The organism is Acidibrevibacterium sp. (assembly GCF_049965395.1).
GTDB classification, from domain to species: domain Bacteria; phylum Pseudomonadota; class Alphaproteobacteria; order Acetobacterales; family Acetobacteraceae; genus Acidibrevibacterium; species Acidibrevibacterium fodinaquatile.
On the sequence record NZ_JBMFWJ010000031.1, the window covers coordinates 1 to 26,378 of the forward strand.

General features: G+C 64.4%; 19 protein-coding genes, 2 pseudogenes and 1 riboswitch. Of the genes and pseudogenes, 13 read left to right on the forward strand and 8 right to left on the reverse strand.

The features are described from left to right. Positions 1-206: 206 nt before the first annotated feature. Positions 207-2,258 (forward strand): glycosyltransferase family 2 protein, encoded by a 2,052-nt coding sequence (locus tag ACP5M5_RS10090; RefSeq protein ID WP_427937047.1) that lies wholly within the window; start codon positions 207-209, stop codon positions 2,256-2,258. Between the two features lie 10 nt (positions 2,259-2,268). Here ACP5M5_RS10090 and ACP5M5_RS10095 read toward each other — a convergent pair whose 3' ends face one another. From ACP5M5_RS10095 to ACP5M5_RS10115, 5 genes are all read right to left on the reverse strand, one after another. Continuing rightward, positions 2,269-3,225, reverse strand: a complete 957-nt coding sequence (locus ACP5M5_RS10095; RefSeq protein WP_427937049.1) for a phytanoyl-CoA dioxygenase family protein — start codon at positions 3,223-3,225, stop codon at positions 2,269-2,271. 47 nt (positions 3,226-3,272) lie between these two features. Then, positions 3,273-4,340 (reverse strand): HoxN/HupN/NixA family nickel/cobalt transporter, encoded by a 1,068-nt coding sequence (locus ACP5M5_RS10100; RefSeq protein ID WP_427937051.1) that lies wholly within the window; start codon positions 4,338-4,340, stop codon positions 3,273-3,275. A gap of 69 nt (positions 4,341-4,409) precedes the next feature. Continuing rightward, positions 4,410-4,624, reverse strand: a riboswitch (cobalamin riboswitch). Positions 4,625-4,674: 50 nt separating this feature from the next. Then, the gene (locus tag ACP5M5_RS10105; protein WP_427937053.1) at positions 4,675-6,441 is read right to left on the reverse strand and encodes a Hint domain-containing protein; all 1,767 of its coding nucleotides are present in this window, start codon (positions 6,439-6,441) and stop codon (positions 4,675-4,677) included. 271 nt (positions 6,442-6,712) lie between these two features. Further along, entirely contained in the window at positions 6,713-7,552 is an 840-nt protein-coding gene (locus tag ACP5M5_RS10110) for an arginyltransferase (RefSeq protein WP_427937055.1), read from the reverse strand. A gap of 162 nt (positions 7,553-7,714) precedes the next feature. After that, positions 7,715-8,554, reverse strand: coding sequence for a lytic transglycosylase domain-containing protein (locus tag ACP5M5_RS10115; RefSeq protein ID WP_427937057.1), 840 nt, complete (start codon positions 8,552-8,554; stop codon positions 7,715-7,717). Positions 8,555-8,842: 288 nt separating this feature from the next. On the opposite strand from ACP5M5_RS10115, the pseudogene ACP5M5_RS10120 reads away from it, so the two are divergent. The 12 genes and pseudogenes from ACP5M5_RS10120 to ACP5M5_RS10175 all read left to right on the forward strand — a co-directional run bounded on the left by ACP5M5_RS10120 (position 8,843) and on the right by ACP5M5_RS10175 (position 22,234). Further along, a pseudogene (locus ACP5M5_RS10120) lies at positions 8,843-9,672 on the forward strand (IS5 family transposase). 37 nt (positions 9,673-9,709) lie between these two features. Further along, positions 9,710-10,360 carry a hypothetical protein gene (locus ACP5M5_RS10125; protein WP_427937059.1) on the forward strand — a complete coding sequence of 217 codons (651 nt, stop codon included), beginning with the start codon at positions 9,710-9,712 and terminating at the stop codon, positions 10,358-10,360. A gap of 23 nt (positions 10,361-10,383) precedes the next feature. Continuing rightward, positions 10,384-10,848, forward strand: a pseudogene (locus tag ACP5M5_RS10130) (matrixin family metalloprotease); the annotation flags it as partial. A 123-nt stretch (positions 10,849-10,971) separates the two neighbouring features. Further along, entirely contained in the window at positions 10,972-11,505 is a 534-nt protein-coding gene (gene rimP, locus ACP5M5_RS10135) for a ribosome maturation factor RimP (protein WP_427937061.1), read from the forward strand. 60 nt (positions 11,506-11,565) lie between these two features. Further along, complete coding sequence (nusA, locus tag ACP5M5_RS10140) at positions 11,566-13,104, forward strand: transcription termination factor NusA (RefSeq protein WP_427937063.1); 1,539 nt, start codon at positions 11,566-11,568, stop codon at positions 13,102-13,104. After that, the gene (locus ACP5M5_RS10145; RefSeq protein WP_427937065.1) at positions 13,073-13,792 is read left to right on the forward strand and encodes an RNA-binding protein; all 720 of its coding nucleotides are present in this window, start codon (positions 13,073-13,075) and stop codon (positions 13,790-13,792) included. The genes nusA and ACP5M5_RS10145 overlap by 32 nt, the downstream gene beginning before the upstream one ends. Positions 13,793-13,921: 129 nt before the next feature. After that, positions 13,922-16,582 (forward strand): translation initiation factor IF-2, encoded by a 2,661-nt coding sequence (gene infB / locus ACP5M5_RS10150; protein ID WP_427937067.1) that lies wholly within the window; start codon positions 13,922-13,924, stop codon positions 16,580-16,582. Then, on the forward strand, positions 16,579-16,953 hold the full coding sequence (rbfA, locus tag ACP5M5_RS10155) for a 30S ribosome-binding factor RbfA (RefSeq protein WP_427937069.1): 375 nt from the start codon (positions 16,579-16,581) through the stop codon (positions 16,951-16,953). The genes infB and rbfA overlap by 4 nt, the downstream gene beginning before the upstream one ends. A gap of 20 nt (positions 16,954-16,973) precedes the next feature. Then, the gene (gene truB / locus ACP5M5_RS10160; RefSeq protein ID WP_427937071.1) at positions 16,974-17,894 is read left to right on the forward strand and encodes a tRNA pseudouridine(55) synthase TruB; all 921 of its coding nucleotides are present in this window, start codon (positions 16,974-16,976) and stop codon (positions 17,892-17,894) included. Between the two features lie 24 nt (positions 17,895-17,918). After that, entirely contained in the window at positions 17,919-18,188 is a 270-nt protein-coding gene (gene rpsO / locus ACP5M5_RS10165) for a 30S ribosomal protein S15 (protein WP_114911865.1), read from the forward strand. Positions 18,189-18,570: 382 nt separating this feature from the next. Beyond that, positions 18,571-20,727 (forward strand): polyribonucleotide nucleotidyltransferase, encoded by a 2,157-nt coding sequence (gene pnp, locus ACP5M5_RS10170; RefSeq protein ID WP_427937074.1) that lies wholly within the window; start codon positions 18,571-18,573, stop codon positions 20,725-20,727. Positions 20,728-20,821: 94 nt separating this feature from the next. Beyond that, a complete protein-coding gene (locus tag ACP5M5_RS10175; RefSeq protein WP_427937076.1) occupies positions 20,822-22,234 on the forward strand; it encodes an NAD(P)H-dependent flavin oxidoreductase in 1,413 nt (470 codons plus the stop codon). Between the two features lie 58 nt (positions 22,235-22,292). Here the strand turns inward: ACP5M5_RS10175 and lpdA are convergent, their stop codons facing one another. The 3 genes from lpdA to ACP5M5_RS10190 are packed head-to-tail and all read right to left on the reverse strand — an operon-like array spanning position 22,293 to position 26,377. Continuing rightward, the gene (gene lpdA, locus ACP5M5_RS10180) at positions 22,293-23,693 is read right to left on the reverse strand and encodes a dihydrolipoyl dehydrogenase (protein WP_427937077.1); all 1,401 of its coding nucleotides are present in this window, start codon (positions 23,691-23,693) and stop codon (positions 22,293-22,295) included. A gap of 21 nt (positions 23,694-23,714) precedes the next feature. Then, on the reverse strand, positions 23,715-24,998 hold the full coding sequence (locus ACP5M5_RS10185; RefSeq protein ID WP_427937079.1) for a pyruvate dehydrogenase complex dihydrolipoamide acetyltransferase: 1,284 nt from the start codon (positions 24,996-24,998) through the stop codon (positions 23,715-23,717). An 11-nt stretch (positions 24,999-25,009) separates the two neighbouring features. Further along, on the reverse strand, positions 25,010-26,377 hold the full coding sequence (locus ACP5M5_RS10190) for a pyruvate dehydrogenase complex E1 component subunit beta (RefSeq protein WP_427937081.1): 1,368 nt from the start codon (positions 26,375-26,377) through the stop codon (positions 25,010-25,012). Position 26,378: the final 1 nt, after the last annotated feature.

Below are 26,378 nucleotides of genomic sequence, written 5' to 3' on the forward strand. Positions count from 1 at the left end.
CGCGGCGGAAGAAAGATCGCAACGCGGGGGAGTGCTGGAAAATTTTATATATGATCATAATTTTTATTTGTTGCGTTTCTATTTTATAAAAAATTACGATATTTTGTCATCGGAATGCCCGATGCAAGTTTGCTTTGTCTATGCCGATCGAGCGTGTTACTAGGGTAGACACGCCCCCCATCACACGTGATACGGAAACTTTGCGGATGAGTCTTCAACCCCACGTGTTCTCTGAGACGAAGCTCTCCGCCATCGATCAGCGCGGCAATGATACCGGCAAGGGGGGCAGCGGTGCCGGAATGCGGCGCTTTCTGTCGCTCGCCGAATTCTCTCTCGCGTGCATTCGGGTCGGGCGCGCGCTGGCACGGCGCAACCGCGCTCTCGGCGCCGTGCTCCGGATGATATGGCGGCCGGTGCGGCGCTTTTTCATGCCGGTTTTCGAACACAAAAACCCCAATGCCTACGAAAACTGGATCGCCAAATATGATCGGCTGTTGCCCACCGATCGGGCCGCGATCGCCCACCATCTCGAGCAATTGCCGGCCCATCCCGATTTCCTTCTTGTCATGCCCGCCGATGACGTTTCTCTCGTGGCCGTTCGCGCGACCCTCGCCGCCCTCGGGGCCCAGCTCTATCCTCACTGGCACATGGTGATCGTCGCGCGCAGCAGCTCGGAGGGGCATGTGCAGCGCAGTCTCGAACGCATCGTTGCCGCCGATCGCCGGCTCCGCCTGATTACCACCGAGGCCGAGCGGTATGACGGCAGCGCCGAATTTTCAGACTCGCGCACCGCGTCGACGGCGCGGTGGCTGGTGCCGGTTTTGGCCGGCGACATCCTGCCGCCGCAGGCGCTCTATGAATGCGTGGCCGAGATCAACGCCCATCCCGCGGCTGAATTGCTCTATGCCGACGAAGACAGGATCGACGCTGGCGGACGGCGCGCGGCACCCTATTTCAAGCCGGATTTCGATCCCGATCTGCTGTTTGCGCAGAATTATCTCTCCGGCCTTACGGCCTACCACTCCAGCCTGATCGCACGCATCGGCGGCCTGCCGACTGACGCCTGCGCTTCGGCCTGGCATGAAGTGGTTCTGGACGCGGCTTTCGCCGCTGGTGCCGCGCATATCCGCCATATTCCGAGCGTGCTTTGCCATCGCCGCGCGGCGGAGACGCGATCAGAGCGAGAAGCGGCGGAAGCGGCGGCGCGTGATTGCGCCGCGGTTGCCCGCGTGCTCGCGCGAAACCATCTCCCGGCGCGGGTCGTTGAGATGCCGGGTGAGACCGGTTATCGCATCGCCTGGCCGCTGCCGAGCCCGGCGCCGTTGGTTTCGATCATTATTCCGACCCGTGATCGGGCGGAATTGCTCGAACGCTGCCTCGATGGCGTGTTGCGGCGCACCGATTATCCGGCGATCGAGGTGATCATCGCCGATAACGATAGCCGCGAGCCGGCGACGGCGGCGCTTTATGCGCGCATGGCGCAGGATGCGCGGGTGCGCATTCTGCCGATGCCGGGCCCGTTCAACTACTCTCGCCTCAACAACCAGGCGGTTGCCGCGGCGCGCGGGGAAATCCTGCTGCTGCTCAACAATGATATCGACGTCATTGCGCCCGGCTGGCTGCGCGAGATGGTGTCACACGCACTCCGGCCGGAGATTGGTGCGGTCGGCGCCAAACTCCTCTATGCCGATGACACGATCCAGCATGCCGGCGTCATTCTCGGCATGGGCTGGCCGGAGGGCGTCGCCGGGCACTATTACTGCAACGAGACGCGCGACGCGCCCGGGGCGTTCGATCTCCTGCGCCTCGTGCGCTCGACCTCGGCGGTCACCGCGGCCTGCCTCGCGGTGCGCAAATCGGTGTTTTTCGAAGTCGGCGGCTTCGATGAGGAGAATCTCACGGTCGCGTTCAACGACGTCGATCTTTGCCTTCGCATCCAGGCGGCCGGATACCGCAATCTCTGGACGCCGTTCGCCGAGCTCTACCATCTCGAATCGGCCAGTCGCGGCAAGGATCTCGGCGGTGACCGCGCGCGGCGCTATTATGCGGAAATCGCTTATATGCGGGCGCGCTGGGGTGAAACCCTCGACCAGGATCCTTATTGGAACCCCAATCTTTCACTGAGTTCGGGCGCCCGTAATTTGGCGCCGTTTCCGCGCCGGCCCAAACCCTGGCTGACATTCCCGGCGATCACGCGGCCTGGCCGTGCCGAAATCCGCCAGCAGGCACGAGAGAGCCTGCTCGCCACGCAGGATTAGCGCCGTCTGATCAACGCAGCCCGAGACGCCGGGCGATGCGGCCGAGCATGGGCCGCAACCGTGGCGATGCGGCGTTGGGATCCGCGCTTGGCGCACGCGCCGAGGGAATGGTCTCGCCGGTGAGGATATTATAGGGTTCGCGGAGCGCGATCCTGCCGCGAAAAACGTCTGAGCCGAGCGGCGTGTAATAGCCACAGCCCTCGAATAGATAATGTGTCACCTGGCTCCAGCGGGTGCGGTTGCGATCACGATGCCGATCGCCACCATGGAGCAGATTGGCCGCCCAGATCAGCGCCTGGCCCTTGCGGGCATGAAAGCGCTCCGGTTTTGCCGCCGCGGCGTCGGCGATCCGCTCCCAGGTGGTTTCGAAATCGGGATAACGGTCATGAAAACCTGTGAGTTCCATGACATCGATACCGAGGCAGGCATTGTCGAAGATCCGCCAGGCATGGCTGCCGGGATAGTAGAGAAGCGGGCCATTATCGTCGTCGACATCCTCGAGCGCGAGCCAGACGCCGCACATCCAGCGCTCGGGATCGGAGCTGAAATGCAGGCTGTCGCTGTGGGCGCGCTGCTGCGAGCCGATGAAGAAATTGAGCGTTTGAAACGGAAATGCGGCCCGCCCATAGAGTGCGGCGAGCAGATCAAGGATTTTTTGGTTGCAGGCGATGGCGCGGACATCTTGGTGTTTCTTCCAGGCATCCTGGATACGCTGGGAGGGGGCGGAGCCGTTCAGCCAGCCTTCGCGATCGAACTGTGGCGCGAGATCATGTTTGATTCGCTCCGCTCGCGCCATGATGTCCGGGTCGGGCAAATCGATCACCGCGAAGCCGCGCTGGCGCAGATCGCGGGCGATCCGCAAAACGTCGTGCGCCGGCGCGAGATCATCGAAGATCTGGTCAAAAAACGGATTTTCGATGTTTGGCACACCCGGCAACGGGTTCTGGAAACGATTTTCGTCCGGCATGGGAAAAGCCATTTCGCTTGTCTTCGACACTGTTTCTCGTTTCGGTTTTACCTCTGCCCGGCAGCGACGTCGATGTCGTCGAACCCCTGGTAGCGATAGATCACCAAGGAGACGATCCAGGCGGCGATGAAGATGCCGATGATGATGAAGCCGAGGCTGCCGAAATTGTCGTTGAGCGCGCCGATACCATCCCAGAACCAGCCGCCGAGGCCGAGCTGGTCACCGATCAGGCCCAGCGCCTCGATCCCGCCGATCGCGACCGCGACCACGACCGAAACCAAGGTGATGGTGAGGTTATAATAGAGCTTGCGCATCGGCTTGACGAAGGCCCAATTATAGGCGCCCAGCATCAGGACGCCATCGGTGGTGTCGATCAGCGACATGCCGGCCGTGAACAAAGCCGGAAACACCATGATCGACCAGATCGAGAGGCCCTTGGCGGCTTCGGTTGCCGAAATACCGAGCAGCGCCACCTCGGTTGCGGTATCGAAGCCGAGGCCGAACAGAAAGCCGAGCGGAAACATGTGCCAGCCCTTGCTGATCAGCCGAAAGAGCGGGCGGAAGAAGCGGGCGAGCAGGCCGCGGCTGTTGAGCAGGAGGTCTAAATCCTGCTCCTGAAACGGGGCGCCGCGCCGCACCGCTTGGAATGTCCGCCAGACCGCGATCAGAATGACAAAATTCATCGCCGCGATCGCGAACAGAAATAGCGCCGAAACCAGCGTGCCGACCACGCCGCCGACGCTTTTTGCAAGGTTCATCTGTGACGCCAGCGCCTTCGCGGTGCCGGCGATGGCGGCTGCGGCGAGCAGAACGACGCTGGAATGGCCGAGCGCGAAGAAAAACCCGACACTGACCGGCCGCTTGCCCTCCTGCATCAGCTTGCGGGTGACGTTGTCGATCGCCGCGATATGATCGGCGTCGACGGCATGACGGAGCCCGAAGCCATAGGCGAGAAATGCTGTGCCGAGCAGCACTGGCTGGTGGCGGAACAGCATCAGCGCCCACGCCCAAACCGCGAGGTTGACGCCGAGCAGCACGGTATAGATGCCAATGATCGGCCGGCGGAGCGATGGCACAGGGGGCGCGGTCAGTGTTTCAGACGGATGGGAAGACATGAGACCTCTTTCGATGACGTCGCCTGTCTTCGGTGCGAGAAACAGAGGGAATCCCCGCCCCCTGCGGCACCGTTGACGTCAATGATGGCAGGTCTCCTGGCTCACGGCTCAAATGCCGACCACCACCTTCCCGGGATCCCGTCCCATTGTTACGGGCGGTTTCCCAGTGGCCTATCGGTGGCCGACTCACCGCTTACAGTTGCGGGGGCAGCCGCGGCTTAGGGGGCTCCGCACCGCGTTCCCTTTTCATCCCCTCCCGGGGAACCATCACACGGAGGATAAGCGCGCTGTTTCCGTCTCGTCAATCTGCGCGTCAGCCGGTTTCCTTGTCCGCTTAGGCGGACAGCCGCACGGTGTCCTCCGCCGGCGCATCCTCCGCCGGCGCTTCCCAATACGACCCGGTGCCGGCAAGCACGACCTCGAACCGTGTCGCATCGCCGAGCAAGCGCGCCGGGATCACGGCCTCGCCGTTGGTCCAGCGCCAGGAATCCTCGCCATGCCGTTCCAGAGGATAAAAACCGGTGCCGAGCGCGGGATCGTCAAGCGCGATCTCACGGCTTCCGGCGGGGCCGATCGCGACCAAGCGCCGCACCCGCACGCCGAGCCGACGCATATCCTCGCTATCGGCCGAAAGCCCGCCCGGCATCCAGACGCGCGAGCACAGATGGAGGTCGCCGGCGAGGCGGGGCAGGGTGAAGCGGAAATGCGTCGCCCCGACAGTTTCGGGCTCGCCCCGCCAGCCCCCGGCGGTGAGGTGAAGATCGGGCGCTTCGGTCAGGCGATACCCGTCCGCCTCGATCACCCCGATCAGCCGGGCGCGGATCGCGGCAAGACGCGGCCCGCCGGTGAGCCATGGCCGGCAGGCGCCGACCGATTTGTCTTGCTGCGGCAAGAAATCGGGATGGAGCGCCACGACATTGCCGGCATTGGCGAATTGCCCACGATTGCCGGTGTCGAGATAGGTTTCGGAGAACACCCCCTCGGCGAGCACGAGATCATGCTGGTCGAGTTCGATGTGGTAGTAGGTGACGCTGGTCGCCGCCATATCCTGGGTTACGGTGACGCCGTTCAAGAGCCGCTCGACATCGATCAGATGGTCGTCGATGCAGATGGCATGGCCGGGCGAGAGCACGAGATCGCGATGCGGCAGACCGGGGGCGAGGGTGCCGGCGGCGAGCCGCACCGGGCGCACCTGCTCGGGGCTCGGGTGGGTGGTGAGATCGACATGGCGATAGCCGATCCAGCGCACCGGCTTGAGCGGCGCGCCACCACCGGCGAAGGTCACGACGAGATCGCCGACCCGCAATTCCTCCACCGCCACTTCGCCGCGCACGGTGAGGATTCGTGTCCCGGCGGCGTAGCAGGCGGTGACGCTGTCGTTCGAGGCGTTGAAGACCGGTGTTGCGCCATCGATGGCGTTGATCGTCGCGATGGTGGAGGTGGTGCCGCCGATCGTGTCAGTCAGGTTGTAGATATTGCCCAAGGACGGGATGCTAGACTCCGCCGCGCCAAATGTTGGGCTGGAAGAAAGCGGGGTAACGGCGAAGGTCGCACCTTGCGCGTAGCCGGTAAGGTCGATCGTGTCGCCGCCGGTGAAATCGGCGAAGGTGCCGAGATTGGCGATGATGTCGTTGACGGTCGCGGTGCCACCGGGGGTCGCGGTGCCGCCGGGGGTCGCATAATCGAACAGGCCGCCGAAGGCGGTGACGCCCTGGGCGTAGGCGAGATTGACCGAACTCGCCCCGACGATGTCGATGGTGCCGGGGGTCGCGGCGACGCCGTTGATGGTCGAAGTCGGGGAGGCGAGGTTCAAACTGGCCGAACCGCCGTTTTCGACTTCGATCACGCCCCCGACGATAGCGGTGCCAGTATTGTCGAGAACGCTGCTATCGACGACGATCGTGCCCGGAGAGTAATAGGTGGGTGGCGAACCGGTCGAAAACCCGCCTTGCTGGACGGACAGATTGGCGACGGTGATGGTCGCCCCCGAAGTGATGTCGAGGGTTCCCTCCTGCTGCACCGCGATGACGGCATAGATCTCCGAAGTGGAGAGCGTGCCTACGGAACCGCCATTGACAATTTCGACATTGCTTCCGCTCACGGCTTCACTCCTTCTGTGTTCCTCGAGGCGACGGCGTCTGACCGCGACGTGATCGAACCAGCACCAACCTCAGCCGGGGCTGATCATGCGCAAAGCGTGGGAGGCACCGAGCGTCAGCCAAACTCACGCAACACACAAGGTAAATACTAACTTAAAAAATGACTCCGTCAACTAAAAATTAATCATTTGTTAAGGGGTCAAAGCTCTCAAGCCGCTTCGAACGGCCGAATTTCTCAAAAAAGAAATTTGTCGAGCGATCTAACCGGTGTTTCTAACCGGCGTTTTCTGGCCGCAGTCGCACGGCGAGAGGTAAGGAAGGGCCGTTATCGGCCGGCACGCCAGGGTCATGCGCGGCGAGGCTACGTGCCTCGGTGATGGGCGTATCGTGTTCGTGGCTGAGCGGCCGCCAAACGCCGCCGATGAGCACCTCGCTCGGCGCGAATTTCGCCTTATAGGCCATTTTCCGGCTCTCTGGCACCCAGTAGCCGAGATAGACATAGGGCAGATCCAAATCCCGCGCCCGCTCGACAAGCCACAACACCATCAGCGTGCCGAGTGAGCGGCGGGCGAGATCAGGCGCAAAAAAACTATAGACCGCGGACAAGCCGTCGCTCAGCCGGTCGGTCAGGCAGGCAGCGATAAGCCGGTCATCGGGGTCACGAAATTCGACGATGAAGGTCTCGATCGGGGTGTCCTCGACCATCGCGCGGTAATCGTAAAAACTCATCGTCGCCATGTCGCCGTCGCCATGGCGGTGCTGCTGATAACGCTGAAAGAGGTGAAATTGCTCGGCGGTGGCGCGCGCCGGCACCTCGAACCCCTCGGTCGCGGCATTCGCCCGCCAGATCCGCCTCGCTTGCCGCCCCTCGCGGAATGCCGCGGCATGGATGCGGATCGCAATGCAGGCCTGACAGCCCGGGCAGGCCGGCGCATAGGCGATATTATGACTGCGCCGGAAGCCGGCGCGCGAGAGCCGGTCATGGAGGGCCTCGGCGTCGGGGCCGGTGATTTCCGTGACCAGTTTCCGCTCCGTCCGCCCGGCCACATACGGGCAGGGCAGCGGCGCGGTGGTATAAAAAAACTGTGGTCGCCGCGGCGATTTATAGCTCATGGCACGCCCAATGTTTCCGGAGCATGACACCGGGGTCAACCCCGTTTGGCAAGAGTCAACCCGACATGGCCGAAAATGTTATTTGGCGAGGCGCTCGGCGCCGACCGCCGTCAAGCCGGATTAGGAGCCGATGACAACGCTTTCGCCACCAATTGCCGGCGGTCAGGGCGAGGCGGTCTTGACGGAACTGGCGATGGCGACGGGGTGGGCGCGATAGGCGTCGAGGCCGCGGCCGGGGATAGCGCCGAGCCTGGCCGGGGCCGAGGCGCTGGCGGCCGCCATGCCGCGCGCGATGACCCCGCCGCCGCCGCTGCCAGGTGCGGCCATCGGGATGATATGGGGTGGCGGCGCATGGCTCATCTGCAGTCTCGGCAGGGCGCCGCGCAGGCCACCGACCGGGCGCATCGCCGCGCCATCGGAGGCGGCGAGCAGCAAGTTGGCAGGCTGCACCGGCAGGCCCTGCTGCTCGCTGGTCCAGGCCGCCATCACCTTGCGTTGATAGGCGAAGGCGAGTTCGGGTGTCATGGAGTGATATTGCGCTGCGGCGCGCGCCCAATCCCCGGTCTGGGCGTGGAGCTGGGTCAGGAATTGCGCGGCATAATCGGCATTGGCGTTGGGATCGAAGGCCTGATCAAGGCTCACGAAGGCATGCGGGTGATGCATCAAATTGACTTGCAGGCAGCCGACATCGACCGAGGTGACGCCGCGCGCCTGCAACGCGCGGACGGCGGCGATGGCCTCGGCTTTGCTCGCGTAGAAATGCCCTTCGCCCTCGGCGTTCACCGTCCATGGCCAGGGCGCGAAGCTGCCGGTTTCGGCATCCTTGCGGCCGCTTTCCACAAGGGCGATGGCGCTCAGAAGATGCGGTGGGATGGCGTGGGTGCGCTCCGCCGCGTCAACCGCTTGCCGGCAGAGGAGGCCGAGCGCCGGCGCGATCAAGGGCCGCAGCATCGGCGCCAGCATGTCGGCGCGCGCCGCCGGCGCCAAAAGCGCACTTACCATGAGCCCCAACACCCAGATCCACGCTCGCATGGCGGCGAGAGTGGCGGAAAATTCTTAGCAAATCATTGAGAGGCTGACCCGGAATCAATCCGCAACAAATTTTTGTAAGTTGCATCAATGGGTTGGCACTTAATCGGGCGGCATTCGCGTTTCCGCTGATCGCTGGGTGGCAGCAGCGGGTTGCGTGATTTCAGTGGCTGCGATTCTCTCAGAGCCTGACCTAAAATTGGTTGACCGGCCTCGCGGCCTTTGATTCCCTTGGTTTGCGACAACTTTGGGAGATTCGCGATGCCTTGGAAGGAGGCCGATCGGGCGAAGTATGAAGTCATTCGGGCGCGCTATTCAAGCGATATGTCGGAGGCCGAGTTGGCGCTGATCGCGCCGCTGCTGCCCGGCGCGGACGCAAGCCGACGGATGCCCAGGTCATTCTCAACGCTTTGTTTTATTTGATCCGCTGCGGATGCCCGTGGCGATATCTGCCAAAGGATTTTCCGCCGTTCACGACCGTGCAAAACCGCTTCTACGCATGGCGCGACAGCGGCTTGTGGGCGCAAATCATCAGCGTTCTGGTGATGGACGCCCGCGAGGCGGAAGGCCGTCAAGCCGCGCCGACGGCGGTTGTCGTCGACAGCCAGTCGGTCAAGACGACGGAAGCCGGCGGCCCTCGTGGTTTCGATGCGGGCAAGAAGGTCAAGGGCCGCAAGCGCCATCTCGCCGTCGACACGATCGGTCTGCCCATCGAATGCCAGATCACGACCGCCGACGTGCAGGACCGCGACGCTCTCGCGCCGCTGCTGAAAGCCGTGCATCGCAAGAGCCCGTGGGTGAAAATGTCCTTCCTCGACGGGGGTTATCAGGGTGATGAAGCCCAGCGCGCAGCCTTCGAGGCGAGCCGTATTTCCATCACCGTCGTCAAGCGAACCAATAAAGCGGTGAAAGGATTTGTCGTGCTGCCGAAACGATGGGTCGTCGAGCGGACGCTCGGCTGCATCAATCGCTCGCGCCGTCTGTCAAAAGACTTCGAGGCAACTATCGAATCCGCTCTCGCGTGGTTGCAATTGGCCTTGGCTTTCCTTCTCATGCGAAGACTGGCAAGGCCGAAAGCCGGTCAGATTTAAAATTCGAGTCAGGCTCTATGGCATATCCAACGAAGCAGTGCAAAATATTGTCAATAATCAACTCGTCGACGAAATCCTTTTCCCGAACACGAGCGCGGCGAACTGGAGTTATGTTTATATTCCCTTTGCGAATGGGGTGCCGCAAAGCGCGACCTATTATTCCTCGTCCGGCGGCATCGTAGGCAATCCGACCGATGGCGTGTCCTCCCTGCCTCCGCCGACGCAGCCCGTATTTACAACGGGCATCTCGACCTCGGGCGGCGGCTCGAGCGCCGCCGGCGCCGCGGGCAGCGTGGTGCCCGATGCGGCCGCCTGGGGCGGCGCGGTCGCGGGCGCGATCGGAAGTCTGCTGTCAGATGGTGCCTCCGCCGTCGGCAACGTGGTCAACGTCGTCTTCTCATTCCTCGGGACCGTGCGATCGGCGCCCAACCCTCAGAACGTCGTCGCCCAATCGAATCTCGCCGCCGGTCTCGCGGAGGCGGCGGCCGCCGCGGATGCTGGGTGGACGAACATGGAGCAGAATCTCGCCGCCGCGAAAGGCCAGGCAACCGCCCCCCTCCCTTCGAAGGCGCGAAATGGACCCTTCCCGTCATCACCTGGAGTTTCGCTGACAGTCCGGGAAGCCCGGCCGCCCCGTTCAGCGGCTATGGGCAAACGGAATACCAAACGGCGATCGAGCAAGCGATAAAGACATAGGCTTCCGTCAGCGGTCTCAAGTTCGAACAGGTTTCCGATTCCCCGGGAGCGGATATCAGAATCGGATGGGGCAATTTCGACACACAGAGCAGCGGTGTCATCGGTACGACGTTCCTTGCGGCAAGCAACGGATCGATTCAGCCGGGGGTGATCATTCGGCTGGAAAATCCTTCCCAGGATCCGATTTTTTCCTATCGCGAGGAAGAGATGACCTACAAAGGCGAAAACGTGCAATTATATCAGGCGGCTTTGCATGAATTGGGCCATGCTCTGGGGCTCGCGGACAGCGCTGACAGGAATTCCGTGATGTTCGCCAATCTGGGATCGACCAACAGAACCCTCGACACGACGGATATCGCCAATATCCAGTCCCTTTGCGGTTCGGCATCCAACCAAAGCACCCCGCCCGGGTGGATCAGCACGCACGCCGCAGGGACGACGCCCGCGAACCCCGCGCATGGCGAAAGTCTATTTCATTGACCCCGCCCCTGATCCCCTTGCGAAACCCGGCGGGGGGCGCTATGTGCGGGCCATACACATTCTCCGCGATGTTACGGGGGGTGGCCTTCGCGGGCCGCCTTTTTTGTTTTGGATGGATTTGTTTTGGACGAGGATCGCCCGCATCATACCGGCCTCGAAGCCAAGCTCGCCGCGCGCATCACGCCGACGCTGGAAGCCCTCGGCTATGAGCTAGTGCGCGTTGCGGTGACCGGGCGCGAGCGGCCGGTGGTGCAGATCATGGCCGACCGTGCCGATGGCGCGCGCTTTGGCATCGAAGATTGCGAAGCGCTGAGCCGCACGCTCGGCGCCGTGCTCGATGTCGAGGATCCGCTGCCTGGCGCCTGGACACTAGAAGTCAGTTCCCCAGGGATCGACCGGCCGCTGACCCGCGCGAAGGACTGGAACCGCTTCGCCGGCCACCTCGCCCGCGTCGAGATGGTGGTGGCGCAGGAGGGGCGCAAGCGCTTCGTCGGCATCGTGCTTGGCGCCGACCACGCGACGGCGCGCCTTCGCCTCGAGGACGGCAGCGAAATCGCGCTGCCGCGCACTGAAATCCGCCGCGCCAAGCTGGTGCTGACGGAAGCGCTGCTCGCCGCCGATGCCGCCCTGCCGTTCAACGACAAACCGCTCAACTGATCCCATCACAAGAAACCGCCCATGAACGCGTCCGAAACGTCAATCGAAAGGTCTCATGCCATGGATACCGCGATCGCCCGCCCGGAATTGCTATTGGTGGCCGACGCCGTCGCGCGCGAGAAATCGATCGAGCGCGACGAGGTGCTGGAGGCGATGGAACAAGCCATCCAGAAGGCCGGCCGCGCCAAGTATGGCCATGAAAAGGATATTCGCGCCCGCATCGACAAGAAAACCGGCGAGGTGCATCTCTCGCGCTGGACCGAGGCGGTGGAGACGGTGGAGAACGAGGAGACCCAGATCCCGATTGCCATCGCGCGCAAGTTCAAGCCCGATATCCAGCTCGGCGAGCATCTCGTCGATCCGCTGCCTCCGATCGATTTCGGCCGCATCGCGGCGCAAACCGCGAAACAGGTGATCGTGCAACGTGTGCGCGAATACGAGCGCAAGCGCCAATATGAGGAATATAAGGATCGAGTCGGCGAAATCATCAACGGCACTGTCAAGCGCACCGAATACGGCAATCTCATGGTCGATCTCGGCCGCGCCGAGGCGCTGCTGCGGCGCGATGAGCTGATCCCGCGCGAGAGTTTCAGGAATGGCGACCGCGTGCGCGCCTATATCTATGACGTGCGCGAGGAGCCGCGCGGGCCACAAATCTTTCTCTCGCGCACCCATCCCAATTTCCTCGCCAAGCTCTTCGCCCAGGAAGTGCCGGAGATTTATGACGGCATCATCGAAATCAAGGCGGTCGCGCGTGATCCCGGCTCGCGCGCGAAAATGGCGGTGATCTCACGCGATTCCTCGATCGATCCGGTTGGCGCGTGCGTCGGCATGCGCGGCTCGCGCGTCCAGGCGGTGGTGCAGGAACTGCAAGGCGAGAAGATCGACATCATTCCCTGGAGCCCGCAGGCGGCGACCTTCGTCGTCAATGCGCTCGCCCCGGCGGAGGTGACCAAGGTGGTGATCGACGAGGAGGCCGGGCGCGTCGAGGTGGTGGTGCCCGACGACCAGCTCTCGCTCGCCATCGGCCGGCGCGGCCAAAATGTCCGCCTCGCGAGCCAGCTCACCCGCTGGGACATCGACATCCTCACCGAAGCCGAGGAAAGCGAGCGCCGGCAGGAGGAATTCCGCCGCCGCACCGGGCTTTTCGTCGAAGCGCTCGATGTCGATGACGTGATCGCTGGCCTCCTCGTCGCGGAAGGGTTCAACACCATCGAGGAACTGGCTTTCTCGCCGCCCGAGGAATTGGCCGAGATCGAGGGGTTCGATGAGGCCGTCGCCGCCGAGCTGATCCGCCGCGCCGAGGCATTTCTCGCCCGTCGCGACGCCGAACTCAACGAAAAGCGGGTCTCGCTTGGGGTCAGCGACGATGTCGCGGCGATCGCCGAACTGACCCCGGCGATGCTGGTCGCGCTCGGCGAAAAGGGCGTGAAGACGCTCGATGATCTCGCCGATCTCGCCGCTGACGAATTGCTCGAAATCGTCGGCAAAGGCGAGATGGACGACGAGACCGCCACCGCCTGGGCGAGCGCCATCATCATGACCGCGCGGGCGCATTGGTTCGCCGATGACGAAGAGAAGGAACAGAAAGACGCCTGAGCGCACACCTGATCCGCGATCGCCGCAAGACGCGCCCGAGGCGTTCCGCGCGGATGGCGCAGAGGACGATGCCGACGATGCGCTCGAGCGTGGGCCGCTGCGGCGGTGTTTGGTCACCCGCGCGCGCGCCGAGAAGGCGGCGATGATCCGCTTCGTCGTCGGACCGGAGGGCGCGATCGTCGCCGATCTCGCGCTCCGGCTGCCGGGGCGGGGAATGTGGTTGAGCGCCCGGCAGGATGTGTTAAAAGCTGCGGCGAAGCGGGGAGTGTTCGCGCATGCGGCGAAGCGGCCGGTGAGCGTGCCTTCGGATCTCGCCGCTAGTATTGCTGTCGGATTGCGAGCACGGATCGGCGAAACCCTCGGGCTCGCCCGGCGGGCTGGGCAAGCCGTCGCCGGGTTCGATAAAGCGCGGGAATGGCTGCTCTCCGGCCGCGCCGGTCTCGTCGTCGCAGCGCATGATGGCAGCGCCGAAGAACGGGCCCGGTTTCTCGCGGCGATGAAGCCGAGAGGCACGGTCGCGGTGGTCGATCCGCTCTCTGGCGCGGAACTGGGGCGCGTTTTCGCCCGTGAGCGGGTCGTGCATGTGGCGCTCGTTGCCGGGCGGCTCGCGGCCATGATCGCCGCCGATACCACGCGCCTCGCCGGAATCGAGGGCAGGGATGTGGCGTCATCGGGAGATGCGGCTTGAGGATTGAGCGCAAGCGGTCCATTGATGCGCGGCGGTGGCGCGAGGTCGCTTGGCGGGCGCCGGATGGCGCGCGAGGGCGCGACGCAGGAATGGGCGACAGATGGCAGGGCACGGGATACGGACGGGTCAATGACTGAAGGTAACGATCAGGACAGCGGCAAGGGGCGGCTTTCGCTGCGGCCGAGTGGACGGCTCGAGGGCGGACGCACCGTCGATGCCGGCTCTGTGCGCCAGAGTTTCAGCCACGGCCGCTCGAAAGTGGTGCAGGTCGAAGTCCGCAAGAAGCGGAGCGCCGCCCCCGTGGCTAATCCGGCCGCCTCGCCGGCGCCCGCCGCGGGGAGCGCTTCCGGCCGCAGTGAGCCGGCGAGCCGGGCTGCGAGCAGCGGCGTCGCCGGCAGCGGCCGGGCTTTGACCGCGGCTGAACTCGCCGCCCGTCAGCGCGCCCTCGTCGAACAGCAGCGCGAAGCGGCGCGGCGCGAAGCCGAACGCCGCGAGCAGGAAAAAATCTCCATTCTCTCCGCCGCCGAGGAAGCGCGTCGGCGCGAGGAAGAAGCGCGCCGGGCCGCCGAGGAGGAAGCGCGTCGCGCCGCCGAGGAGGAAGCCGCCCGCCGCGCCGCCGAGGCGGAGGCTGCCCGTCGCGCCGCCGCCCCATCCGCGCCGGCGGCCGCGCCGGCCGCCGCCACGAGTGGCGAGGAAGCCGCGCCACGCGCCGCGCCACGCGTGCCGGCGGCGGCGCCGGCGAGCAAGCCCGCGGCACCGACCGAGACCCTGCGTCTGCGTGGCGCGCGTGGCGAGGACGACGAGGAAGCCCGCCCTGCCCGCCGTCCTGGCGGCGCCCCGCCGGCGCGCAAGCCGCAAGTGCCGGCGGTCAAGAAAACCGCCGAGGATCGCCGTCGCGGCAGCCGCATCGATGTCCAGGCGGCGCTCGAAGACGAGGATGAGCGCGTGCGCTCGCTTGCCTCCATGCGCCGCCAGCGCGACCGCGAACGGCGGCAGGCGGAACTCGACCGGCTACGTTCGGACCAGGTGAAAGTTGTGCGCGACGTCGTATTGCCGGAAAGCATTTCGGTGCAGGAATTGGCCAACCGGATGGCGGCGCGGGCGCCGGAGGTGATCAAGACGCTGATGAAGCTCGGGGTGATGGCAACCATCACCCAGACCATCGACGCCGATACCGCCGAACTCGTGGTCCAGGAATTCGGGCACCGCGCCAAGCGGGTCTCTGACTCGGATGTCGAGATCGGTCTCGCCGGTGCCAGCGACGACGATGCGGCGATGATCAAGCGCCCGCCGGTCGTCACCGTCATGGGCCATGTCGATCACGGCAAGACCTCACTCCTTGACGCGCTCCGCGCGACCGATGTCGCCGCCGGCGAAGCGGGGGGGATCACCCAGCATATCGGCGCCTATCAGGTGCGGCTTGGCTCGGGCGAGCGGATCACCTTCATCGACACGCCCGGGCACGAGGCGTTCACCGCGATGCGCGCGCGCGGCGCCAGTGTCACCGATATCGTCGTCCTGGTGGTCGCCGCCGATGACGGGGTGATGCCGCAAACCATCGAGGCGATCCGTCACGCGAAAGCCGCCGGCGCGCCGATCATCGTCGCCATCAACAAGATGGACAAGCCCGGCGCCAACCCAGACCGGGTCCGGAACGATCTCCTCAGCCACGACATCGTGGTCGAATCATTGGGCGGCGATACCCAGGAGGTCGAGGTCTCGGCGCTCAAGCGCACCGGCCTCGACAAGCTCGAGGAGGCCATTTTGCTGCAGGCCGAGATCCTCGATCTCCGTGCCAATCCTCAGCGCGCCGCCGAAGGCACGGTCATCGAAAGCCGGCTCGATCGCGGGCGCGGCCCGGTCGCGACCGTCCTCGTCCAGAAAGGCACGCTGCGGCAAGGCGATATCGTCGTCGCCGGGGCCGAATGGGGGCGGGTGCGGGCGATGCTCGATGATCGCGGTCAGCCGCTACGCGAGGCGCTGCCGTCCGCGCCGGTCGAGATTCTCGGTCTCGCCGGGGTGCCCGGGGCTGGCGAGCCGCTGGTCGCGGTCGAGAACGAAGCGCGGGCGCGCGAGATTTCCGAATTCCGCCAACGCAAAGCGCGCGAGCGGGTCAACGCCGGCGTTGCCGCCGGGCGCGGCACCCTCGATCAGATGCTGGCGCGCATCCAGGCCGGCGAGCAGAAAGAGGTCGCGGTCCTGATCAAGGCCGACGTCCAAGGCTCGGCGGAGGCGCTGGCGGTCACCGTCAGCAAGCTCGGCAGCGAGGAGGTCAAGGTTCGCGTCCTTCATGCCGGCGTCGGCCAGATCACCGAAAGCGATATTCAGCTCGCCAAGGCCTCGGAGGCGGTCGTCGTTGCCTTCAATGTCCGCGCGACCGCGCAGGCCCGCGAACTCGCGCAGCGGGATGGCGTCGATATCCGCTATTACAGCATCATCTACGAGGTCGCCGACGACGTCGAAAAGCTGGTGCGCGGCAAAACAGCGCCGAAAGCCCGCGAGAAATTCCTGGGCTACGCCGAAATCCGCAAGGTGTTTGATATCACCAAGGTCGGCAAGGTCGCCGGCTGCATGATCACCGAGGGCGTGGTCAAGCGGGGCGCCGGCGTGCGGCTGCTGCGCGACGGCATCGTCATCCATCAGGGCGAATTGTCGCAGCTCAAGCGCTTCAAGGACGATGTCCGCGAGGTCGCGCGCGGCTATGAATGCGGCCTTTCTTTTGCCGGATTCAATGATCTCCGCGAAGGCGACATCGTCGAATGCTTCGAGACCGAGCTGGTTGCGGCATGAAGCGCGCCGGAACCAGCCCGCGGCAATTGCGGGTGGCGGAAGAGATCCGCCACGTGCTCGCGGCGGTTTTTGCGCGCGGCGAGTTTCGCGACCCCGAGCTCGCCGCCGCGCGGATCACCATCACCGAAGTGCGCATCACCCCTGATCTCAAAGAGGCGAGAGTGTTCTTCGCGCGCCTCGGCCGCGCCGATGGCGCCGCCCTGCTGCCGGCTCTGGCGCATGTCCAGCCTTTTCTGCGCGCCCAGGTTGCGAACGCCATGCGCCTCAAATTCGCGCCGAGGCTGCATTTCGAGGTCGATACCTCGCTCGATTACGCGGCGGAGATCAACGCTCTCCTCCACTCGCCCGCGGTGGCCCGCGATCTAGGCTGACAATGGTGAGGAAAGCGGGGATGCGTAAACGTCGCGGGCGGGCGCTCGATGGCTGGCTGGTGGTCGACAAGCCCGCCGGCATGACCAGCACCGATGTCGTCAACCGGGTTCGCCGCGCTTTCGCGGCGCAGAAGGCGGGGCATGGCGGCACCCTCGATCCGCTGGCGACCGGGCTCTTGCCGGTGGCGTTCGGCGCCGCGACCAAGACCGTGCCCTATGTGATGGACGGCACCAAGCTCTATCGTTTCACGCTCCGCTTCGGCGAGGCACGCGATACCGACGACGCCGATGGGCAAGTGATCGCAACCTCGGCGGTGCGGCCCGATGATGCGACGATCCGGGCGGCGCTGCCGGCGTTTCGTGGCGCCATCATGCAGGTGCCGCCGGTGTTTTCGGCGGTGAAGATCGCCGGCGAGCGTGCCTATGACATGGCTCGCGAGGGGCGCGCGCCGGATTTGCCGCCGCGCCCGGCGCGCGTTGACCGTTTCGAACTCATCGCCCGCCCCGATTCCGAAACGGCGGTGTTCGAGGTCGCGTCCGGCAAAGGGGTTTATATGCGGAGCCTCGCCCGCGATCTCGCGCTCGCCTGTGGCACCCTCGGCCATGTCGCGGCGCTGAGGCGCCTCTGCGTTGGGCCGTTCGACGAGACGATGGCGATTTCGCTGGACAAGCTCGCAGGAAGCAGCGATACGGAGCCCGCTTCTCCGGATCTCCTGCTTCCGGTCGCGACCGCGCTGGCCGACATCCCGGCGCTGGCCTTGACGGACGTGGAGACCAGCGGCCTTCAGAACGGCCAGGCGATCAGTCTGGTGACCCTGATGGGCCGTATTCCTGCCCAGGCCGACCCGCAAGGCGGGTTGGTGCTGGCGATGGCGGGGAAGCGCGTGATCGGGCTCTGCCGGCTGGAAGATGGCTGGCTCTGCCCCGAACGCCTGTTGTAACCCCTCATCTGGAGAGAAATCCTGATGTCGATTACGCCCGAGCGCCGCACGGCGCTGGTTTCCGAATATGCAACCCATCCCGGCGATACCGGCAGCCCGGAAGTTCAGGTGGCGCTGCTGTCCGAGCGGATCAGCAATCTCACCGAGCATCTCAAAACCCACGCCAAGGATTTTCACAGCCGGCGCGGGCTTTTGATGCTGGTCGGCCAGCGCCGTGGCCTGCTTGATTACCTCAAGCGTAAGAACGTGCAACGCTATGAGGGGCTGATTCGCCGGCTCAACCTCCGCCGCTGAGGCGCGTGGAGGCGATGTCGCGGAACAGCAAGAGGGTCATGATAGTATGGTGTTGCCGGTGACTTCTCTTATATAGCGGTCATCGGTGCCGACTCCGCGCCATGGGGGTGCGGAGCAATGGGCCGGGAGAACCCCGGCCGCCGCGATCGCGGTGGAATTCCGGTTGACTGATCAACGCACCCCGGGTGCGAACCGGGATGTAGGTTCGAAGCGGCGCCTCCGGCCGCGTGGCTCGCGGCTCTCCAGGGATCTTTGCCCGCACCTTGTTCCCTGCGAAGAGTCCGCCCCATGCGACCCGAGACGCCGGCCTGCATCTTAGGTTGGGATCTTTCGCCGGCCTCCTCGCCGCGTCGCGCCTTGGTTTTGAAGGACGACGAAGACGATGTTCAAGCATTTCCGCAAGGAGATCTCCTGGGGTGGCCGCCCCCTGGTGCTGGAGACCGGCAAGATCGCGCGCCAGGCCGATGGCGCGGTGATGGCACGCTACGGCGACACGATCGTGCTCTGCACCGTGGTCGGCGCCAAATCGGCGCGGCCGGGGCAGGATTTTTTTCCCTTGACCGTCAATTATCAGGAGAAATCCTTCGCCGCCGGGCGCATCCCGGGCGGGCATTTCAAGCGCGAAGGCCGCCCCTCCGAGCGCGAGACCCTGACCAGCCGCCTCATCGACCGCCCGATCCGGCCGCTCTTCCCCGAGGGGTTCAGGAACGAGGTTCAGGTCATCGCGACCGTCCTCAGCCATGATCTCGAGAACGATCCCGATATCGTCGCCATGGTCGGCTGCTCGGCGGCGCTGACACTCTCGGGGATTCCGTTTTTTGGCCCTGTCGGGGCGGCGCGGGTCGGCTATGCCGATGGCCAATACCTGCTCAACCCGACGCTCGCCGAGCGCGAGACGTCGGTCCTCGATCTCATCGTCGCCGGCACCGCCGAAGGGGTGTTGATGGTCGAGAGCGAGGCGCATGAACTGTCCGAAGACGTCATGCTCGGCGCGGTCACGTTCGGCCATGCCGCGTTCCAGCCGGTGATCGCGGCGATCATCGAGCTTGCCGAACAGGCGGCGCGTGAGCCCTGGGAACTGCCGCCGGCCGATGAAGGGGCGCGCGCGCTCGCCGCTCGCATCGATGCGCTGGCCCGCGCGCCGCTCACCGAGGCCTATCAGGAGAAGATCAAACAGGCGCGTCAGGACAAGGTCGCGGCGGTGAAGAAATCCGTGCTCGCGACCCTTGAGGCCGAAGAGAGCGGGGTCGATCCCGAGCGCGTCAAGGCGTTGTTCAAGGATCTCGAGGCCGATATCGTGCGCAACGCCGTGCTCGATACCGGCATTCGCATCGATGGCCGCGACACCAAGACCGTCCGCCCGATCCTCGCCGAGGTCGGGGTTCTGCCACGTGCCCATGGCAGCGCGCTGTTCACCCGCGGCGAAACCCAGGCTCTCTGCGTTGCGACGCTCGGCACCGGCCAGGACGAGCAGTTCATCGATGCTTTGGAGGGGGATTATCGCGAGCATTTCCTGCTCCATTACAATTTCCCGCCCTATTCGGTCGGCGAAACCGGGCGCATGGGGAGCCCCGGGCGGCGCGAAGTCGGCCATGGCAAGCTCGCCTGGCGCGCGATCCATCCCCTGCTCCCGGCCAAGGACAAATTTCCCTACACCCTGCGCGTGGTGAGCGAAATCACCGAAAGCAACGGCAGCTCCTCGATGGCGACGGTGTGCGGTAGCTCGCTCGCGCTGATGGATGCCGGCGTGCCGCTCGCCCGGCCGGTCGCCGGGATCGCCATGGGGCTGATCAAAGAGGCGCATAAATTCGCGGTTCTTTCTGATATCCTCGGCGATGAGGACCATCTCGGCGACATGGATTTTAAGGTCGCCGGCACGGAACAGGGCATCACCAGCCTGCAGATGGACCTCAAGATCGCCTCGATCACGCCGGAAATTATGCGCATAGCCCTCGATCAGGCGCGCGAGGGCCGGATGCATATTCTCGGCGAGATGGCGAAGGCGATTGCCGGGGCGCGCCACGATGTCGCGGCGAACGCGCCGCGCATCACCGTGATCACTGTGCCGAAGGAAAAAATTCGCGAGGTGATCGGCACCGGCGGCAAGGTGATCCGCGAGATCGTCGAGCAGACCGGCACCAAGATCGATATCGAGGATGACGGCACGATCAAGATCGCGGCGACCGACCCGGCGCAAGCGCAGGCGGCGATCGATTGGATCCGCGGCATCGTCGCCGAACCCGAACTCGGCGTGATCTATAATGGCAAGGTGGTCAAGATTGCCGATTTCGGCGCGTTCGTGAACTTCCTCGGCTCGCGTGACGGGCTTGTTCATATCAGCGAGCTTTCCACCGGGCGGGTCGCCAAGACCAGTGACGTCGTCAATGTCGGTGACGCGGTGAAGGTCAAGGTGATCGGTTTTGACGAGCGCGGCAAGATCAAGCTCTCGATGCGGGTCGTCGATCAGGTGACGGGCGAGGATATCACCGACAAGGTCGGCCCCAAGGGGGGGCGGCGCGAGCGGGCGGACGGCGAATAGGCCGGGGCGCGCGTTTTTCTTGCCCGGGACGAAAATCCCGGGCAGAACCCGCCAGCGGCGCGTGCGGCAGAGGAGACGGAGAGGCCGGACGATCATGACAGCGATCAATGCGATAAGGATGGGCGGGGTCGAAGTGCTGCCCTTGGTCGAGGGCGGCAAAGGCATTTCGGTGTCCAACGGCAAAACCTCGGGCCATTGGGCGGCGAGCGGCGGCGTCGGCACGTTCAGCGCCGTCAACGCCGACGCGCACGATGCGAGCGGCGCGCCGATTCTGGAGGTCTATCGTGGCCGCACCCGGCGCGAGCGGCACGAGGAGCTGGTCGATTTCGCGATCCGTGGCGGCATCCATCAGGCCCGCGAGGCCCATGAGCTGGCCGGCGGCGCCGGGCGCATCCACGCCAATATCCTCTGGGAGATGGCCAGCGCGGAGCGGGTCATCACCGGGGTGCTGGAGGGTGCGCGCGGGCTGATCAACGGTATCACCTGCGGCGCCGGCATGCCCTATCGCCTGTCCGACATCGCCGCCCGGTTCGGCGTCTATTACTACCCGATCGTCTCTTCGGCGCGGGCCTTCAATGCGCTTTGGCGGCGCGCCTACAGCAAGGCCGCGGAGTTGCTCGGCGGCGTCGTCTATGAAGACCCGTGGCGAGCCGGCGGCCATAACGGGCTCTCCAACAGCGAGGACCCGACCCGGCCGGAGGATCCCTACCCTCGGGTCGTCGCCTTGCGCAAGCTGCTGCGGAGTTTCGGCCTGGGCGAGACGCCGATCATCATGGCGGGCGGTGTCTGGTGGCTCGATGAATGGCGGGACTGGATCGATAATCCCGAACTCGGTCCGATTGCGTTTCAGTTCGGCACGCGTCCGATGCTGACGCGCGAAAGCCCGATCAGCGATGCGTGGAAGAAGAAGTTGCTGACGCTGGCCGAGGGCGATGTTTTTCTCAACCACTTCAGCCCGACCGGCTTTTACTCCAGCGCCGTCAATAACGCCTTCATTCGCGAATTACGCGAACGCAACGAGCGTCAGGTCGCCTACACCACCGAGCCAGTGGGCGAGCATGTCGCGGAATACGGCGTCGGGCCGCGCCGGCGCAGTGTCTATCTCACTCCCCCCGATCTCGCCCGCGCCCATGAATGGGAGCGTGAGGGGTTCACCGAAGCGTTGCGCACGCCCGACAATACGCTGATTTTCGTCGCCCCGGAAAAAGCCCGCGAAATCAACGCTGATCAGATCGCCTGCATGGGGTGCTTGAGCCAGTGCCGGTTTTCCAACTGGAGCGAGCACGAGCCCGATTACAGCACCGGCAAAAAGGCCGACCCGCGTAGCTTCTGCATCCAAAAGACGCTGCAAGCCATCGCCCATGATCGCGACGATCCGAACTCGGTCGAAAACAACCTGATGTTCAGCGGCCATAACGGCTTTCGCTTCGCGACCGACCCGTTTTATTCGAACGGCTTTATCCCGACGGTGAAGGAACTGGTCGCGCGGATTCTGACGGGGCGCTGAAAAAAACGAAGTCAAGCGCTTCTTTTTTTATAAAAAAGAAGCAAGAAAATTTTCCGCGTTAGAAATGAATCGCTCGACCATAGGCATCGAGCACCGATTCGGCCATCGCCTCGCTCACCGTCGGGTGCGGGAACACCGTCGCCATCAGTTCCGCCTCGGTGCTTTCGAGGGTGCGGGCGATCGCGAAGCCCTGGATCATTTCCGTCACTTCCGCGCCGATCATGTGGGCGCCGAGCAATTCGCCGGTTTTGGCGTCGAACACGGTTTTCACCATGCCTTCCGGCTCGCCGAGCGCAATCGCCTTGCCATTGCCGATGAAGGGGAAGCGGCCGACCCGAACCTCGCGCCCGGACTCCTTGGCCTTGGCCTCGGTCAGTCCCACCGAGGCGATTTGCGGGCGGCAATAGGTGCAGCCGGGGATGTTGCTCGCATCGAGCGGATGGACGCCCTTGATACCGGCGATTTTCTCGACACAAACGATACCCTCGTGGCTCGCTTTGTGAGCAAGCCAGGGCGGGCCGGCAAGGTCGCCGATGGCATAGATACCAGGAACATTGGTGCGGCAATAGTCATCGATCACGACATGGGTTTTCTCGACCCGCACGCCGGCCTCGGCAAGCCCAATCGCTTCGACATTGCCGACGATGCCGACCGCCGAGATCACCCGGTCGACGGTGATTTGCGAACTCTTGCCGCCGGCCTCGATCTCGACGTTGACGCTATCGGCCGTCTTTTTCGCGCCCTTCACCGTCGCCTTGGTGAGAATCGTGATGCCTTGTTTCTCGAAGGCCTTTTGCGCGAATGCACTGATTTCGGCGTCTTCCACCGGGAGAATGCGATCGAGCACTTCGACCACCGTCACCTCAGCGCCAAGGCTACGATAAAAACAGGCGAACTCGATGCCAATGGCACCCGAGCCGACGACCAGAAGCCGCTTGGGCAGCGTCTTCGGCACCATCGCATCCTTGTAGGTCCAGATCAGCTTGCCATCGGCTTCCAAGCCGTGGAGTTCGCGCGCCCGCGCCCCGGTCGCGAGCACGATATGCGGTGCGGTGAGGGTCGCAACCGGCGTGTCGTTCTTGGTGACGGCGAGCTTCCCGGCGCCCGCCAGCCGGCCGGCACCGTCGAAGACGGTGACTTTGTTTTTTTTGAGCAGATGAGCGACGCCGGACGAAAGCTGCTTTGCGACCGCGCGCGAGCGTGCAACCACTTTGCCGAGATCGAAGCGAACATTATCGGCGGCGAACCCGAATTCCGGAAGATGGTGCAAGATGTGATTGATTTCCGCCGCGCGCAGCAGCGCTTTCGTCGGGATGCAGCCCCAGTTGAGACAAATGCCGCCGAGATGCTCGCGCTCGACCACCGCGGTTTTCATGCCGAGCTGTGCTGCGCGGATCGCCGCGACATAGCCGCCAGGCCCGCCGCCGAGCACGATCAGATCAAAGGAGGTGTCAGCCATTTTCGGCTCCCGTTCGGAGTGTCAGAGCATCAGGCTCAGCGGATCGTCGATGATCGCTTTGAACGCTGCGAGCCATTCGGCGCCGAGCGCGCCATCGACGACGCGATGATCGACGCTGAGCGTGCAGGTCATCATCGTCGCGATGGCAATGGCATCACCGCGAACCACGGCGCGTTTCTCTCCCGCGCCGATCGCGAGGATCGCGCTTTGCGGCGGGTTGATGATCGCCGAAAACGCGCTGATACCATACATGCCGAGATTGGAAATCGAGAAGCCGCCGCCCTGGTATTCCTCTGGCTTAAGCTTGCCGGCGCGCGCCCGCCCGGCGAGGGCCTTCATCTCGTTGCTGATCGCGGCAAGGCCTTTTTGATCGGCGCCGCGAATGATCGGGGTGATCAAGCCATCCGGAATCGCGACCGCGACGCTGATATCGACGTCGCGATAATAGGCGATGCCGTCCTCGGTGAAGCTCGCATTGACACGCGGGACGCGCCGCAGCGCAATCGCCGCCGCTTTGATGATCAGGTCATTGACTGAAAGTTTGAAGGCGCCAGGCCCCTCTTTCGGCGCTTTCGCATTCAGTGTGGCGCGGAGATCGAGCAAGGCATCGAGTCCGATATCGAGCGAGAGATAGAAATGCGGGATCTGCTGCTTGGCCTCGCTCAAGCGGCGGGCAATGATTTTGCGCATCGACGAATGCGGCACGAGTTCGTGCGGCGCGGTGATCGCGCTGGCGCGCGGCGGCGCGGGTGCCGCTGATGCCGGCGCGGTATCGGAAGGTGCGGCGCTCGGTTTACGGAGAGCCGCTTCAATATCGGCCTTGACGATGCGCCCATTCGGGCCACTACCGGAAAGCGTTGCAAGATCGATCCCGGCCTGCAGCGCCATACGACGAGCGAGGGGGGAAACGAAAATCCGCTCGCCGTGATCCGCGCTGACGGTGGCGGGTGGTTTTGCGGATTGGGAGGCCGGCTGCGCGGGCGCCGGTGCGGCGTCTTTGCGCGTCTCTTTCGCATTACCCGACGCCGCTGGCGGCGCGTCGGCTTGCGCCGGCACGTTTTCGCCTTCCGCGACGAGGATCGCGATCGGTGTATTGACCTTGACCCCGGCGCTGCCCTCGGGGACGAGAATCTTGCCGAGCAAGCCTTCATCGACGGCTTCGACCTCCATCGTCGCCTTGTCGGTCTCGATTTCGGCGATGACGTCACCGGCGCGAATATCGTCGCCCTCTTTTTTGAGCCAGCGCGCCAGCGTGCCCTCCGTCATGGTCGGTGACAAGGCCGGCATCAGGATGTTGGTGGCCATGATTTTCTCCCTCAGCCCATGCCGCGGACGGTTTTGCGCACGGCCTCGATCACCCAATCCGGCTGCGGCAGCGCCAGTTTTTCGAGATTGGCGGCATAGGGCAGCGGCACATCGGCACCGTACACACGCATCGGCGGTGCGTCTAGCCAGTCGAAACACTGTTCGATCACCTGCATCGCGATCTCGGCGCCGATGCCGGCAAAGGGCCAGCCTTCTTCGACCGTCACCAAACGGTTGGTTTTTTTGACGCTGGCAACGATGGTTTCGATATCAAGGGGGCGGAGCGTGCGAAGATTGATCACCTCGGCATCGATCCCTTCCGCGGCCAGCGCTTCCGCTGCGGCAAGCGCGGTGCCGACGGAGATGGAAAACCCGGTGATGGTGACATGCTTGCCTGGCCGCTCGATTTTCGCGCGCCCAAGCGGCAGCAGGAAATCCTCGGCGGTCGGGCAATCGAAGCTGTGGCCGTAAAGGATCTCGTTTTCGAGGAAGATCACCGGATTGGGATCGCGGATCGCGGCGCGCAAAAGCCCCTTGGCGTCGGCCGCCGACCAGGGGGCGACGACCTTGAGACCGGGCACATGCGCATACCAACTCGCATAGCATTGGCTGTGCTGGGCTGCGACCCGCGATGCAGCGCCATTGGGGCCGCGAAACACGATCGGGCAGCTCATCTGCCCGCCCGACATATAGCGCGTCTTGGCGGCGGAATTGATGATCTGATCGATCGCCTGCATCGCGAAGTTGAAAGTCATGAATTCGAGGATTGGCTTCAACCCGGCCATCGCCGCGCCGACCGCAAGCCCGGTGAAGCCGTGCTCGGTGATCGGCGTGTCGATCACCCGTTTTTCGCCGAATTCCTCAAGCAGGCCCTGACTGATTTTATAGGCGCCCTGATACTGCGCGACCTCTTCGCCGAGTAGGAAAACATCCGGGTCAGCGCGCATTTCCGCGGCCATGGCGTCGCGCAGCGCCTCGCGGACGGTGATTTTCTGCACAGGCCCCCAGTCTTTCTCTTCCGCCACGGCTCGCGCCGCCGGTGGCGATGCGTGTGCCGCGGCGGGAGCGGGGGTGGGAGCGGGGGGGGGAGCGGGTTTGGCGGCCGGCGCTGCTTTCGGCGCGGCGTCGGCGGCTTCGCCATCGGCGCTGAGAAGAGCGATCGGCGTATTCACCGCAACCCCCTCGGCCCCTTCGGGGACAAGAATTTTGCCGAGCACGCCTTCATCGACGGCTTCGACCTCCATCGTCGCCTTGTCGGTCTCGATTTCGGCGATAACGTCGCCGGCGCGGATCGCATCACCCTCTTTCTTGAGCCAGCGGGCGAGCTTGCCCTCGGTCATCGTCGGTGACAGCGCCGGCATGAGGATTTCCGTTGCCATG

Coding starts and splice junctions, on each gene's coding strand:
- truB (WP_427937071.1), top strand. CDS start 16,974: ATGCGTAAACGTCGCGGGCGGGCGCTCGATGGCTGGCTGGTGGTCGAC.
- infB (WP_427937067.1), top strand. CDS start 13,922: ATGACTGAAGGTAACGATCAGGACAGCGGCAAGGGGCGGCTTTCGCTG.
- ACP5M5_RS10100 (WP_427937051.1), bottom strand. CDS start 4,340: ATGTCTTCCCATCCGTCTGAAACACTGACCGCGCCCCCTGTGCCATCG.
- rbfA (WP_427937069.1), top strand. CDS start 16,579: ATGAAGCGCGCCGGAACCAGCCCGCGGCAATTGCGGGTGGCGGAAGAG.
- ACP5M5_RS10110 (WP_427937055.1), bottom strand. CDS start 7,552: ATGAGCTATAAATCGCCGCGGCGACCACAGTTTTTTTATACCACCGCG.
- ACP5M5_RS10095 (WP_427937049.1), bottom strand. CDS start 3,225: ATGCCGGACGAAAATCGTTTCCAGAACCCGTTGCCGGGTGTGCCAAAC.
- pnp (WP_427937074.1), top strand. CDS start 18,571: ATGTTCAAGCATTTCCGCAAGGAGATCTCCTGGGGTGGCCGCCCCCTG.
- rpsO (WP_114911865.1), top strand. CDS start 17,919: ATGTCGATTACGCCCGAGCGCCGCACGGCGCTGGTTTCCGAATATGCA.
- nusA (WP_427937063.1), top strand. CDS start 11,566: ATGGATACCGCGATCGCCCGCCCGGAATTGCTATTGGTGGCCGACGCC.
- ACP5M5_RS10090 (WP_427937047.1), top strand. CDS start 207: ATGAGTCTTCAACCCCACGTGTTCTCTGAGACGAAGCTCTCCGCCATC.
- lpdA (WP_427937077.1), bottom strand. CDS start 23,693: ATGGCTGACACCTCCTTTGATCTGATCGTGCTCGGCGGCGGGCCTGGC.
- ACP5M5_RS10185 (WP_427937079.1), bottom strand. CDS start 24,998: ATGGCCACCAACATCCTGATGCCGGCCTTGTCACCGACCATGACGGAG.
- ACP5M5_RS10190 (WP_427937081.1), bottom strand. CDS start 26,377: ATGGCAACGGAAATCCTCATGCCGGCGCTGTCACCGACGATGACCGAG.
- ACP5M5_RS10115 (WP_427937057.1), bottom strand. CDS start 8,554: ATGGTAAGTGCGCTTTTGGCGCCGGCGGCGCGCGCCGACATGCTGGCG.
- ACP5M5_RS10175 (WP_427937076.1), top strand. CDS start 20,822: ATGACAGCGATCAATGCGATAAGGATGGGCGGGGTCGAAGTGCTGCCC.
- ACP5M5_RS10145 (WP_427937065.1), top strand. CDS start 13,073: ATGACGAAGAGAAGGAACAGAAAGACGCCTGAGCGCACACCTGATCCG.